This window comes from Acinetobacter sp. ANC 4558 (assembly GCF_002135375.1).
Taxonomy (GTDB): Bacteria; Pseudomonadota; Gammaproteobacteria; order Pseudomonadales; family Moraxellaceae; genus Acinetobacter.
Genome location: NZ_NEGH01000003.1, coordinates 111,657 through 126,014 on the forward strand (window position 1 = coordinate 111,657; position 14,358 = coordinate 126,014).

At 32.9% G+C, this 14,358-nt stretch carries 12 protein-coding genes and 3 pseudogenes; 8 read left to right on the top strand and 7 right to left on the bottom strand.

All coding sequences use genetic code 11. The features are described from left to right. Positions 1-187 precede the first annotated feature (187 nt). Entirely contained in the window at positions 188-2,425 is a 2,238-nt protein-coding gene (locus B9T31_RS05115; RefSeq protein WP_171264695.1) for a TonB-dependent siderophore receptor, read from the top strand. Between the two features lie 473 nt (positions 2,426-2,898). On the opposite strand, the gene B9T31_RS05120 is transcribed toward B9T31_RS05115, so the two are convergent. Next, positions 2,899-3,612 carry a LysR substrate-binding domain-containing protein gene (locus B9T31_RS05120; RefSeq protein WP_086180885.1) on the bottom strand — a complete coding sequence of 238 codons (714 nt, stop codon included), beginning with the start codon at positions 3,610-3,612 and terminating at the stop codon, positions 2,899-2,901. Between the two features lie 7 nt (positions 3,613-3,619). Next, positions 3,620-3,757, bottom strand: coding sequence for a LysR family transcriptional regulator (locus tag B9T31_RS18215; protein WP_086180886.1), 138 nt, complete (start codon positions 3,755-3,757; stop codon positions 3,620-3,622). A gap of 85 nt (positions 3,758-3,842) precedes the next feature. Here B9T31_RS18215 and B9T31_RS05130 point away from each other — a divergent pair, with 85 nt between their 5' ends. The 4 genes and pseudogenes from B9T31_RS05130 to B9T31_RS05150 all read left to right on the top strand — a co-directional run. Beyond that, positions 3,843-4,076 (top strand): thiamine pyrophosphate-binding protein, encoded by a 234-nt coding sequence (locus tag B9T31_RS05130; RefSeq protein ID WP_086180887.1) that lies wholly within the window; start codon positions 3,843-3,845, stop codon positions 4,074-4,076. 336 nt (positions 4,077-4,412) lie between these two features. Continuing rightward, positions 4,413-5,039 (top strand): annotated as a pseudogene (locus B9T31_RS05140) (IS1 family transposase); the annotation flags it as partial. Positions 5,040-5,091: 52 nt separating this feature from the next. Beyond that, a complete protein-coding gene (locus B9T31_RS05145) occupies positions 5,092-5,589 on the top strand; it encodes an Imm26 family immunity protein (RefSeq protein WP_086180888.1) in 498 nt (165 codons plus the stop codon). Between the two features lie 127 nt (positions 5,590-5,716). After that, positions 5,717-5,843 (top strand): annotated as a pseudogene (locus B9T31_RS05150) (IS256 family transposase); the annotation flags it as partial. Positions 5,844-5,888: 45 nt separating this feature from the next. On the opposite strand, the gene B9T31_RS05155 reads toward B9T31_RS05150, so the two are convergent. Together B9T31_RS05155 and B9T31_RS05160 are read right to left on the bottom strand one after the other, a co-directional pair. Beyond that, complete coding sequence (locus tag B9T31_RS05155; protein WP_086180889.1) at positions 5,889-7,097, bottom strand: IS256-like element ISAba26 family transposase; 1,209 nt, start codon at positions 7,095-7,097, stop codon at positions 5,889-5,891. Between the two features lie 96 nt (positions 7,098-7,193). Next, positions 7,194-8,027, bottom strand: a complete 834-nt coding sequence (locus B9T31_RS05160; protein WP_213033222.1) for a hypothetical protein — start codon at positions 8,025-8,027, stop codon at positions 7,194-7,196. Between the two features lie 335 nt (positions 8,028-8,362). Between B9T31_RS05160 and B9T31_RS17975 the strand changes: the two are divergent. The 3 genes and pseudogenes from B9T31_RS17975 to B9T31_RS17760 all read left to right on the top strand — a co-directional run. Next, a pseudogene (locus tag B9T31_RS17975) lies at positions 8,363-8,507 on the top strand (IS982 family transposase); the annotation flags it as partial. Between the two features lie 836 nt (positions 8,508-9,343). Beyond that, complete coding sequence (locus tag B9T31_RS05170; RefSeq protein ID WP_086180892.1) at positions 9,344-9,715, top strand: autotransporter outer membrane beta-barrel domain-containing protein; 372 nt, start codon at positions 9,344-9,346, stop codon at positions 9,713-9,715. A gap of 184 nt (positions 9,716-9,899) precedes the next feature. Then, positions 9,900-10,076, top strand: coding sequence for a hypothetical protein (locus tag B9T31_RS17760; RefSeq protein WP_171264697.1), 177 nt, complete (start codon positions 9,900-9,902; stop codon positions 10,074-10,076). A gap of 131 nt (positions 10,077-10,207) precedes the next feature. Here the strand turns inward: B9T31_RS17760 and B9T31_RS05175 are convergent, their stop codons facing one another. From B9T31_RS05175 to B9T31_RS05185, 3 genes are all read right to left on the bottom strand, one after another. After that, on the bottom strand, positions 10,208-10,996 hold the full coding sequence (locus B9T31_RS05175; protein WP_086180893.1) for a hypothetical protein: 789 nt from the start codon (positions 10,994-10,996) through the stop codon (positions 10,208-10,210). Between the two features lie 193 nt (positions 10,997-11,189). Continuing rightward, the gene (locus B9T31_RS05180) at positions 11,190-12,659 is read right to left on the bottom strand and encodes an aldehyde dehydrogenase family protein (protein ID WP_086180894.1); all 1,470 of its coding nucleotides are present in this window, start codon (positions 12,657-12,659) and stop codon (positions 11,190-11,192) included. 4 nt (positions 12,660-12,663) lie between these two features. Beyond that, complete coding sequence (locus tag B9T31_RS05185) at positions 12,664-13,992, bottom strand: MFS transporter (protein WP_086180895.1); 1,329 nt, start codon at positions 13,990-13,992, stop codon at positions 12,664-12,666. Between the last annotated feature and the right edge of the window lie 366 nt (positions 13,993-14,358).

A 14,358-nucleotide genomic window follows, 5' to 3' on the forward strand; every position in this document is an offset into this window, starting at 1 on the left:
CAACTATTCCGTCTAGGGCTGGATGGGGAAAGGGAAATGACTTTGTCTTTAACTAACCACTATAAATAAAATAAATAGCGAAAATAATAATGATAATCACTATTATTTGTGATTTTTTATTTGTACTATTGCCTTTATTTTTTGTTACTTATTTGAAATGAACAAATCACTTTATAAGGGGAAAGTAATGGCTGAATCACTTACATTTATTCAGGAGCCATTAGCTAAAGCGATTAAAACGATACTATTTTTAAGTATTTATACCAGTCCAATCATCACTACAGTTGCTTTTGCGAATATTGAAGCGGTACTTCCTACCATTACAACATCAGCAAGCCAAGAAAATGAAACTAGTTATAGTGTTAAAAACTCTAAGAGCTCTTCCAAATTAAATTTATCACTAAAAGAAACGCCACAGTCGATAACCGTAATTACTCAGCAACAGATTGAAGATCAAAATTTAAAAGATATTGATGCTGTTCTAGAACAAATGCCTGGTGTGAGTAAAATCCAATTCGGGAGTAAGGGAATTGCATATACCACTTATTATTCACGTGGTTTCCCAATTAATAACTATCAAAGAGATGGTATTCCTACTTCGAGTGCTTCTTTTGGTGGAAGTGATTACGTCGGTTTGGAAGATACTGCAATTTATGAGCGTGTAGAAGTGATCCGCGGTGCAACAGGACTGACTAATGGGTCAGGAAATCCAAGTGCGAGTCTAAACTATGTGCGTAAAAGACCAACTTATGAAAAACAAGGGTCTATAAATGTTCAAGCAGGATCATGGGATAATTATCGTAGCCAAGTTGATGTTTCTGCACCATTAAATAATAGTGGTTCTATTCGTGGTCGTGCAATTGCTGCTTATGAACAAGGAAATACATGGCAAGATCGTGCAAATTACAATCATGTACTTTTTTATACAGCGTTAGACTTTGATCTTTCAGAACGAACACAGATTACTACTGCATTAAATCTAGTTCGCAAAAATGCAAATCAGCTAACAGTGCATGGTTTTCCTCGTCTATCCAGTGATAAGCCAGCAGTCCCTGTTCATTTTGGTCGTAAAGATAATGCTGCGGCAAATTGGACGTATAGTGATACAGATAAATTAAATCTTTTTGCTGGAATTGAGCATCAATTTAATTCAGATTGGAAAGCAATATTGAATTATTCTTATACGAAGGTTAAAACTGATCGAGTTTATGGTGTAGCAGGATCATCAGGTATTTTTTATACGAGTGAATCAACAGGCGTCATTTGGAATGATCCTATTACTGCATACCCTGGTGAAATGACAGTGGTGGGGGGACGTTTCAAAGCAACGCCAGATGTACACTCTTTAGATGCCTATTTAAATGGCCAATTACATTTATTTGGAAAAGAACATGAAATAGCCGTTGGTTTTAATGGTTATCAAAGTGAAGCAAGCGATCCAAACTTCTATAGATTTACAATTAAAACACCAATCAATGGTTGGGATGGTTCTACGGCAATGCAGCCTGTATTTAATATTACAGGGAATACCAAAACAAATGAAAAATCTTTGGGTATCTTCGCTTCGAGTAAATGGCAAATTTTAGATCCATTGTCTGTATTAATCGGCGGTCGAGTCACTCGATGGGAACGAGATACTCATACTTTAACGTATGCAACGCATAAAACAGTGAGTGTTAAACAGAAAGAAAATAATCAATTTACACCTTATATAGGAATATTATTTGATATAAATGATCAAATTACAGCATATACAAGTTATACCAGTATATTTTCACCGACATCAAGTAGAGACAAATATGATCAATATTTAAATGCACAAAATGGTAATAGTTATGAGTTAGGACTAAAGGGAAGTTTCTTTGATCATTCATTAAATAGCTCTATTGCATTATTTAAAACTAAAGTTGATGATTATCCAATGGTCGACTATAAAGCCGATGGAACCACAGAAAAAACTTCTGATGGCTCAAATGCATATGTCGGTGTAAATAGTGTAAAAATGCAAGGGGTTGAATTAGAGCTGAGTGGAGAGTTACGACCTAATTGGCAAATTAATGCGGGTTATACATATACCGATACGAAAGCAATCGATAAAAAAGGCGTAGATCTACTGACGACATTGCCTGAACATACATTTAAATTATTTACGAGTTATAAATTTGCAGAAAAATATATGATTGGTGGTGGCGTAAACTGGCAGTCAAAAATATTTAACGCAACAGCTACCCCTCAAGTAAAAGCGGCAACAATGCAAGATAATTATGTATTAGTCAATTTAATGATGCGTTATGAAGTAGATAATAAAACAAGTATAGGATTAAACTTTAATAACTTATTTGATAAAACTTATTTTGTAAATGCGAGTGGTTCAAGTTATGGCGCTCCTCGTAATGTGACAGCATCATTAACATATAAGTTCTAATCTAAATATGTATATTAGGGCAGTATAATTACAATATACTGCCTTATCTAATTTTATAGATGTATGTTAATTCAACTCTTTCTTAGAGAAACTATCAAAATTATAAGATGCTCTATAAAAGTAAAAATCAATAGAATTTAATATGATAGCTATTCTAAAAATATAGTAAAAATGGGATATTAAAAACCACATTTTTGAATTTGAATAACTTCATTTATATTAAATTAACAAATTTTATTCGACTGATTTTGTTACAGCAAAACTATCTTTGAACATTCGAAAACGTGTTATTTCCCCATTTTAAGACTTGAAAATAGAGTCTGACGTGGGTAAATATTAAAATTATCGATTATACAGCTTAAAATAGAATTGATTATATGGGGTGGAATAAAGCATAGCGAGGAATAAACTTGGTTTGGTAATTTAATTTTCTCGCTATTTTTTCACTAAAAATATAAATAGATTTTATTGTATTAGTAATACCAGTTATGTTTATTTATTTCAGTAGAAATCCATTTACATAAATGGGGATGCAGTGAATTATTGCTTCTGTAAACTACAATTTCAATTTTTGGAAATTCAAGAGGCAAGTCAATTATTTTTACTTCTGAATTTAGTTTTTTTGTTAATGTGTACGGGACTATAGCTATATGATTTTCATTCTCTATCATATACTCAATAGCATTGAAATTTGGCAATTTTAATTTATTTTTTAACTTATTAGTCTTAATCCAATCTTCCAATTGTTTATGACCTGCATGAGAGGATATAGAAATAAAAGAATAATCTTTTATTTTATTTTCCTGAAAATCTTGGGATGAACTAATAACTCCTATATATTCATCCTTTAAAATGAGTTCATAAAAAAAATCTTTCAATTCTTCTATCTTATTTCCTATACAAAGATCAACCTCACCTTTTAATATACTATTTTTAATATCTTTATAATCGAGTTGAATAACTTCTAAATTTAAATTTGGAGCAATATCTTTAATTTTTTTATATATAAAAGGAATGAAAAATGAAGCTCCTAAATCGGATACTGCAATTTTGAATACTCCTTTCGAATTACTTAAATCAAACTTTTCTTCTACTAAAATAGAGTCTATCTGTAATAAGGCACTTTTAAAGACTTTGTAGATGATCTCTGCTTTAATTGTTGGAATCATTTCTGCTTTTTGACGCAAGAATATTTCATCCCCAAATTTTTCTTAATGCATAACTAATTGATGGTTGGGTCACATGTAAAATTTTTGCTGCTTCTGAAATACTTTTACATTCATAAATCGTTGTAAATACCCTAATTAGATTTAAATCCATTATAAACCTCATTTATAGAAACTAGTTAAAACCTTTATTGGTAATGTTGATTTTTAGGCACCTATAATCATTTGACTTAAATTATAGGTTATTAAAAATGCTAACAGTACATGAAATGACATATAAAATTCTGAGAAAAAATGGAATTACGGAAGTTTTCGGAAATCCATGTTCAAATGAACTTCCTTTTTTAAAGAAATTTCCAAATGATTTTGAAGACATTCTTGGTCTGCAAGAAGGTGTTGTTCTTGGTATAGCTGATGGTTATAGCCAAGCAACTGGAAAACCAGTTTTAGTTAATTTACATTCAGCTACAGGTACGAGCCTGTAAAATATTTTGTGTAAGTTCGAATTTTTATAAATTATCTTTTGATCATCAAACTGAATCGTAAACCAATTCATAGCTAAACGCCAATTTTGAATTGGCATTGTCCACTTCTTGGCAGCATTAGTTGTTGCCAAATAAATGACTTTCATTTCTGGGTGTTCCTTTAATTTAGTATATGAATTTAATCTAGAAACTTTTGAATTATTTGCAGTTTATATTTGTGTATTTTTTCTTATAATTTATGCACCAATTGTTGGGAGCTTAAAAATATTAATATATAAGGGATTGATAAAGTCAATTACTTATGAAGATAATGAAATTTATTTAATTAATCCTTATGGGAAGCAAAACTACCAATGCAAAAACTGCAAGCGTCAGTTTATTGGTGATCATGCTCTTAGTTACCGAGGTTGTCATTCTGGTATAACAAACAAAATACTACACTTGATGGTTAGAGGTGGTGGTGTAAGAGATATTGCAGAAACAGAACGTATCAGCATAGATAAGGTTTTGCGAACATTGAGTAAATCTGCTTAGCAAATTTGTCCCAAGCAGAATTATTATGAATCTCTTGAGGTTGATGAGTTTTGGACTTTTGTAGGAAATAAATCGAATAAACAATGGTTTATTTATGCATATCATCGTGAAACAGGGAAAATTGTTGCTTATGTTTGGTGAAAGCGAGATTTAGTAACAGTCCAACGGCTTAAAGCTACGCTTAAAAAAATTAGTGTGCGCTACACTCGGATTGCGAGTGATCATTAGGATAGTTTTGTCACTGCTTTTAAAACATATAAGCAAAAAATTGGGAAGTTCTTTACTGTTGGTATAGAAGGTAATAATCGCAGAGTAATACATCGAATTAGGAGTGGATTTAGGCGAAGTTGTAACTTTTCAAAAAAGCTTGAGAACCATTTTAAAGCTTTCGATTTAACCTTCTTTTATATCAATAATGGCTTCATTTAAGGGCAGCATATTTTTTGAAACACCACCCTAGATTAGTAGGAGATGACATTGAATGAGTGTGAATAATAAGCGTAGAAGAGTGAAGGTTGGTGATATTTATGGAATTCAATTGGACGGTAATTCTTTTGGTTACTGTATTGTGCTGGAAGATGGTATAACAGGTTTTTTTGACTTAAAAACATGTGAATTGATTCAAGATGTAGATATAATTTCGTGTAAGAATATTTTATTTAAAGTTTGGATAATGAAATATTCATACAAGAATGGTAACTGGTTTTCTCTAGGAAATATTAAGCTTAGTGAAGATATGAAAAAAAGGGTTTTGTTTTTTAAGCAAGATCTTTTTGATTATTCTCAAATTTATATTTATTATGAAGATAGAGAAAAAAATGAGGTTATAGAAATACCAGCAACATATGAGGATATAAGGAATTTAGAAAGAGCTGCTGTATGGGATTTCGAGCATATTGAGGACCGATTGAGAGATTATTTTAACGGTGTTCCAAATATATCGGTAGAGCAATTAAAACCTAAGTTATTAAAGAGCTAGTCTTTTTTAATGATGTTAGTTAGCCTATCTATTTTATTTATGAAAATAGATAGGTTTTTAAATTATAATTATAATGTGTGATGTGTGTAGAAATAACAGGAGACTTTCACTTGGGAGATTCTAAGCAGCAATCTTTAAAAAGTTCATGATTGAAACAGCAGAACTTTCCGATCATTTTAGATATGAAAAGCATCAACCTAAGAAAGGCTCAAATAGCCGATGGTTTTAGTTCGAAAACTATTTCAACTCAAGAATGGGTAACTTGGAGCCTGTAAATTATTTTGTGTAAGTTCGATTTTTTATAAATGATCTTTTAATCGATCATCGAACTGAATCGTAAACCAATTCATCGCTAAACGCCAATTTTGAATTGGCATTGTCCATTTCTTAGCAGCATTGGTTGTTGCTAAGTAAATGACTTTCTTTACTGAATCATCAGAAGAGAAGATCTTTCGCTTCTTGGTTGAATGGCGGATCACGCTATTCAACGATTCAATCGCATTTGTTGTATAAATCGCATGACGTATTTCAGCTGGATAGCTAAATATTGTGCGGATATTTTCCCAATTAGCTCGCCAGGATTCTCCAATCTTTGGATATTGATGATTCCACTGATCACAGAAGATATCTAGAGACTTTAAAGCATTTTCCTCTGTACTCGCTTGATAGATCGCCTTCAGACCTGACGTAACCGCCTTATAGTCCTTCCAACTCACAAAGCGCAGGCTATTGCGTACAACATGCACGATACACAGTTGAATATCGGTATGCGGATAAACAGAGGCGATGGCATCAGGAAAGCCTTTTAACCCATCTACACAGGCAACAAGAATATCCTGTACCCCTCGATTTTTGAGCTCCGTCATGACTGACAGCCAGAATTTGGCACCTTCTGTTTGAGCAATCCACATACCCAGCAATTCTTTCTGCCCATCCATATTAATGCCTAAGGCAAGATATACGGACTTGTTAATGACATTGGAGTGCTGACGGACTTTTACAACGATACAGTCGAGATAGACTACAGGGTAAAGACTGTCCAATGCTCTATTTTGCCACTCAGTTACTTGTTCAATCACAGCATCTGTAACTTTGCTTATGAGTGACGCTGAGACATCGGCATCGTACATTTCTTTGAAGAATGCGACAATTTCCCTATTGGTCATTCCTTTTGCATACAGTGAGAGAATTTGGTCATCCATACTGGTGATGCGTGTTTGGTGCTTCTTGATAATTTGTGGCTCAAATGAACCATCACGATCACGTGGAATATCTAGAGCCAATTGCCCATCTTGAGTTGAAACAGTTTTAGAACTAAAGCCATTGCGGCTATTTGAGCCTTTCTTAGGTTGATGCTTTTCATAACCAAGATGATCTGAAAGTTCTGTATTGAGTGCAGTTTCAATCATGAACTTTTTAAAGACTGCTGTCATTTGGTTTAAGTCTTCTGGAGTTTTTAGACCTTTAGCCAATTCAGCAGCCATACTTCTGATTGTTGCTTCATCCATGTGAAGTACCTTTTGTAATTATCCTCAGAAGGATAAATGAAAATTAAGTACTTACACAAAATTTAGAACAGTCCCGTTGGAATACTTAATTTATTTTTATCTCTTTGATCTTATTTGGGGATTTAAAAACCAATGAATAATGGGGTTATTTGCAAGATATAGTGCTAGGAAAATGGTCAGAAATGTTAATAAAATTAAGAGAGGCAGTCCTATTTCCAGCTTTAACCAATTGAGCCCTGTGAGTAGTAAAAAGCAAATAGTTGGGTGAATCAAATAAACGCCTAAAGCATTATTAGATACTTTAACAAATCGTTCAGATGATGATGAAATACAAATGATTGCGATAGAAATAAACACACTCGTTATAAATGAAAGAATATATATTAAAAGATAACTAATGAATGTATTGATATAAAGTGCTTGTATTAATTCTAGTTTAATTTTTTCTTGTAAAGCAAGGTACATTGCAACCAAAATAGAAATAATTGGAACAAGATAAAAGGCTTTTTGTCTCATCCATACGATTTTTTTGTCATCAAAAAAATAAGCCATTACAAAGAATGGAAAATATTGAATAATAGATGAAAATCCAGTTATATCAGACCAATATTCAACAGAGATATAAGCCATAACAATGGAAAAAAATAAGATCGTGAGAATTCCAATAACTTTATTTTTCATCATTGAAGGCATGAATAAAAAAATAGATTGCCATATTGGTACGGCTAGAAAAAACCAAACACCATTTTGAGGGAATAGTATATATTCCTTAAGGCTTAAATTATTTGTAAAGTAAAGTGTAATCGCACTTACTGTTTGGAATGTAAAATAAATTATAAATGCTGGGGCTAAATGTGCACGCCAGTTATTCCATGATATTCCTTTACTGGTATATGCAGCTAGAAAGACAAACATGGGAATTAATACCATATCAAATATTTCAATTAAAATTGAATAGTTGTATTTAACATCTGAATTAATATTTAAATAGAAGTTAAAAACAATCAAAGAACTCAATATTAATTTTAATGTTTGCCAATGAGGTAAATGACTATGATTTACCTGCATGATGTTAGTTCCAGCATTTTATTTTTTCCTATCTTTTAGCCCTGCGTATAAGGTTGCGTAATGTTAAGTTTAACCGCGAATCGCGGATAAGAAATTGACTTGAAAAATAAGAAAGTTGAAGAAGCCATCAGTAGAGTTACCACACAAAATCTAAAGTGCTCGTTCTGATGTTCAATAGTACCGAATAATTTTACGTAATTAACGATTTTTTGCTCAAATTTGAAGGAATTTATTAAACAAAATCTTCATGTTCTAAAAGTTTGAACTTCATTACTTATTATCTCAGAAATGAGTTTTACCTTCATTTGGTACAAGTGTTCTCACTTCAGCAATTTCAACGCTAAAAGAAATGATGAGGTTTCTTTACTCTTAATAATAATTATAAAAATTACATAAAAAACACGATATAATTTTAATAATAATTCAAATTAATTCATGATGATACTTATAAAAAATACAAATGAGAGAAGAATATATGGACAGAAAAAAGTTAAGTAAATTATCGATTATTGTTAGCTCTATTTTTTGTTCTGGGTATATTTATGCGGATGGATGTACAGTAAGTAACAATAATTTAAGCTGTGCACCAAATGCAGTTTATAATGCAAGTGATCATAATAATAAATTGATATGGGAATATGATAATGTAACATTATCAACGACGGAAAATAAGAGAAATGCTCTTGAAATTTATTCATATAGCGAACACTTTAAAATGTAAACCTAACAACATCAGGAAGCGATTCTGATGGAATACATCAATATAACTGGGACCCTGTAAATACATTTGAAAATGTTGTCATTAAAGTATCAGGATATAGTTCAGATGGTATCAACTTAGGTCGTGATGCGACAAAATCAGTTTTAGAAGTAAAAGGAACATTAGATGTTTTAAGTGAGCAGGGACATGGAATTCGAGTAGCACCATCAGTTCATTCTGATGAGAGTATTGGAGAAGGAATTGAACAGCAAAATAGGTTAGTCCATTTATTAAAAATTCATGGTAATACCTCAATCGAAACTAAAGAAAAAGGTGATTTTAATCATGGACATGCTGTCTTTGCTGCAACAGATAAATATGGTTGTGGACCGAGTTTTTTCCTTATTTATGCATGTAGAAGTGGTGGTTCCGGTACAGTCATAGAACTATTAGGGACGCGTAATGATATCAAACCCAGTTGATTTATCAAGGTGTCCATGCTGATAATTTTAAAGATACTCAAGGTGTCGCAATTAATCATGGTTCAGATAACCTACAAACCCGTTTAGGTTTTAAAACGTATTTAGATATTCTATCTAAGGCAGGTTCAATTTTAACGTATAGCCCATATCTAGCTTTAAATTATATTCATAATACAAATCCATATAGCGTTAATATTAATAATGTTGAATATACAGATCAAGGGTCAAATAATTTGGGTGAAATTAAGTTGGGCATAGAAGGGCATATCACACAAAAGAACCAACTCTGGATCAGTGCTTCTTATGTTGCTGGGAGCCATAGTAATCAAAAATATCTAGGTAATTTAGGGTGGAAGTATAATTTCTAATGATGATCATTCAATGAAGGCACCATACCTAAATATCCGATATGAAAAGGCTTGAGAGTATGTTGATTTCTGTTTATGAATAAAAGTCATAAAGAATTTTAATGGTGGAATTGTTAATGACGCTCATCATTTTAGATGATGCGTCTTTTCTAAACGAACGAAACAAACTGATACGAGGTTATATATGAATACTATCTTTTATTTACTCCTTATTATTGTTAGTGATACAGGTTCTTCTATTGAAAAGATACCTCAGAAATCACTACAAGAGTGCCAACAGAACGCACTTAAAATTAATGATGCTAAATTTCCTAATTCACAAGGCGTGACGATTTTGTGTCTTTCTGGCATCAAGCAGTAATAGTTTATGAGTCGATAACTGTGAGCGAATAATTCCTTATGGATGCTAGTTTTGGATAAGCAGTTTGAGATTAAAAAGCCCCTATATTTAGGGGCTAAATTTTGATTTCATATGCGCTGTAGTATTTAATATTATTCTTCTAAATCAAAAACATCTAGAGAGTCTACATAAGGTAAGATAATATAATTATGATCTGATAAGTGTTGTTTTAATTTAATACGTGTCTCTTGATTATAAGCATAAATTTTTTCTAAATCTTCAAAAAGCATATCCAGCTTATCTGAGGTGAAATTTGGCTTTTTGATAAAAAATAATAAACTTGCACCTAAGCCAACATATTCTAAGTCAAAATTATGATCTAAATATTGAATTAAACTGAAAGATTCAAAAGGAGAAAGATCACAGCTAAAATATCCATTGAGCTGTGCTGCAAATTTTTCAGTCTCAGTTTCAGTATTCACTAACTTTAACTGAATAACATCATCTAGGATTTTTTCAGGATGTTCATTAATCTGCATTAAAATAGATAAATCTTGATCGCTGTAATTAAATTTCCCATATATATCATGTAGTTTAATTTGATTTTCAGGCTTTAATAATTGTTCAACATGATACTTAAGCTGAAAAGGTAAGGTGTTATAGTGGCTGATATCTTCATCTTCGCATTCTTCAATGACTTCAGATGTATCAAAATAAAGTCCGTCTCCCATTGAAGCGTGCATAGACGTATATTCGCACTGTCCTATATCTTCTAAAAGCATTAACACTTTTTTAGGTGTATTTTTTGCTTTAATTTCTAAGTATAAATTCAGAATATCTTGCCATGATTTAGATTCATTGATTGTTGCAAAACACAACAATTCTTGAGTCTCGTCAGTTAAAAGGGAATTTTCTTTATTTTCAATATTTAGTGTCGTCATAAGATTTTTTAAAGTGAATTATCCAAAATATTATGTCAGATTTCCTTTATTTAACATAACGTTTAGTAAAGCTATGTCAAATAATTGAATGTTTAGGAAATATCATGAAAATAATACATCTTTTTTCAACTATATAGTGCATCAAAAAACCTAGCAGTTGCTAAGTTTTTTGATCTTGTAGAAATTTTTAACGTTATAAAGGATACTGAATTCCTTTATCTAAAATACTGACCCACTGTCGTTGACTGAATTCATCAAAGTTTGCAGGACCGCCAAAGCGACCACCATAACCTGACTCGCCCATACCACCAAATGGAACATGATATTCATTATTAACTGTTTGGTCATTAATATGAATCATTCCACTTTTAATCTCTTTTGCTAATTCAAAGGCCCATGCTGTGCGCTGAGTATGAATTGCAACAGCCAATCCATATTTAGAAGCATTCACAATCTCAATGGCTTCGGAGATGTCATCAAAAATGAGGACAGGTGCAACTGGACCAAAAATTTCATCGGTGAAAATAGGATCTTCTTTCTGAATATGCGTGACTACAGCAGGGTGGAAAAATAGGTTTTCTCCACGACCACCACATTCTAAAATAGCACCTTGAGCCACTGCATTTTCAACGATCTGACATACTTTTTCATGCTGACTTGCATTAATAAGTGGGCCTAATTGAGTTTCTGGATGGGAGGGATCTCCGACTTTAAGTGCTATTGCTTTATCTTTTAATTTTTGAATGTATGCATCAGCAACACTGCGGTGTACTAAGTGACGCCCCGTTTGCATACATATTTGACCTTGATGCAGGAATGTTCCCCAAACTGCATTATTCACAGCGATATCCAGATCTGCATCTTCACAAATAATCATGGCATTATTGCCACCGAGTTCTAAAGCACATTTCTTTAACTGTTTGGCACAAGTTTCAGCAATTTTTTTACCAACACCAGTAGAACCTGTGAAAGAAATCATATTGACTTGAGGATGGCCGACTAAAGCTTCTCCAATTTGACTTTCGCCACTTAACACTTGAAAATTTCCAGCTGCTAAGCCAGCATTATGGAACAGCCAAGCCAGTAGGGCACCGCCTGTAATATTGCTAAATTCAGATGGTTTTAAAATCACACTATTGCCCATTGCCAATGCAGGTGCGATTGATCGAATCGAGAGTAAAAGAGGGAAGTTCCAAGGGGAAATAACACCTACGACACCAAGCGGAACACGTTGCCAAACATTTGTTTTGCCTGGAATTGAGGATGGAAAGATTTCACCAGAGGCAGACATTGGCATAGAAGAAGCCATATACAGTTGTTCAATACATGCATTTGCTTCCCACCCAGCTTTGAGCAGGGTCGAACCGCATTCTTGAACATTCCAATCAATAAAGGTTTGAATATTTTCTTCAAAAAGTTGTGCGGCTTTTCTCAGTATTTTTGCTCGTACTTCAAATGTCGTATTTTTCCAAGTTTTTTGTGCTTCTACGGCAATTTCTACAGAGCGATTGACATCGTCAATGGATGCAAATTGTACGCTTGAAATCGTTTCGCCAGTTGCAGGATTTTTGATATCTTTAGTGATATTATCTGTTCGAATCCAATCACCCTGAAAAATATGTTCTTTCCATACTTGTTCAATAATATTGGTTTGCGTATTCATCGTATTATCCTTTAACGACACGTGGAATTGGAGTAGGTTTAGGTTGATTAAATAAAGCAATGACAAGTGCGCCAATAATGCCAGGCAATGCAAAGACCATAAAGTTTTGTTCAAATGGGAGGTTCATTGCTAACAATACACCACCAAATAAAGGACCAGCAATTGCGCCAAAGCGACCCATTGCTGCCGAGAAGCTGACACCTGTTGATCGTATATTTGCTGGGTAAAAATCTGCAGCTAAGGTATGAATAACAGACATTGAACCGACAGTAGCACCGCCTGCAATGACCAATAAAAGGCTTAGAATAAATGCAGGAGGATGGAAACCTAAACAACCAATTGATGCAGCAGCAAGAAGATAGCCGAAAATTAAAGTTTTCTTTGTTCCCCATTTGTCCGCAATGACACCAAAAATTAAAGTACCTAATATTGAACCAATATTTAATGTAACAAGGAAGGTGATACTTGACCCTAATGAATAACCACCAACATTCATAAGCTTAGGTAGCCAAGTATTTAAACCAAATACCATGAGCATCACCATTGCAAAGCCAATCCAAATGAGTAATGTCTTTGATGCTTTTCCTTCGGTAAATAAACCAACCACTGGAATTTTTTGTTTGGCACTGGTTGTTTCTATGACATACATCATATTGGTTTGATGTTGATGTGCTGGATTGAGTTTTTCTAGTGTTTTAACGACATCATCTTGGCGATTTTTTTGAATCAAATAACTAATAGATTCAGGGAAGGTTTTATACATTAGTGGGATTAAGAAAATACAAGTTCCTGCAATCCAGAAAGTTGCTTGCCAGCCAAAAGTAGGAATAAGAAATAATCCAGCTAAACCTGAAATAATTGCACCAACACCATAGAATGCCAATACAAAATTGATTAATCTATTTCGATAATTACCAGGTGCCATCTCTTTAATAATTGTGACTAAATTTGGAACCGCACCACCTAAGCCAACACCTGTTAATAAACGGCAAATGAAAAAAGTATCAGTATCATGAGCGAAACCATTCATTGTGACAGCAACGCTCGATAATATTGTACAAAAAATAATAATGTTTTTACGCCCAAACTTATCAGCAGCCATTCCCAATGTAACAGCCCCGAGCATCATTCCCATCAATGATGCAGCCCCTAAGAGTCCCGCAGTTTGAGGAGACAATTGCCATTCGGTCATTAAATGTGGTAAGACGGAACCATAAATGACGAGATCATATCCATCAAAAAGCATAATCACCGCGCACCAAAAGACTAAAATCTTGTGATGTTTATTTAATGAAGCCCGATCAATTAATTCTACAGCATTGACATTTTGCATCAATTCCTTCCTTTGAATAATTATTCCTGCAAGTTTTTTAATGATTTAAAAAGCTTGTGTATATCCTTGAAAATTGAATTTCATAGAACCTATCATTTAGATTAAAATCATTCATAGTATTGATCAAATTAATATTAAATATTATCTAATATTCAATGTATCTATAATCATGATTATTTATAGATGAAAAAATGGCGAAAACAAGAATGTATTTCACGGCACAGATGTAACATTTTAGGTTTGAAATGTGTCAAAAATACACTTTAAAAAAAGGGATTAATCTAATACATTCATAAGTATTAAGGAAGGATATTTATATATCGAATAAAACAATGTTAGATGCGAAAGAATATTGAGATTATGGTA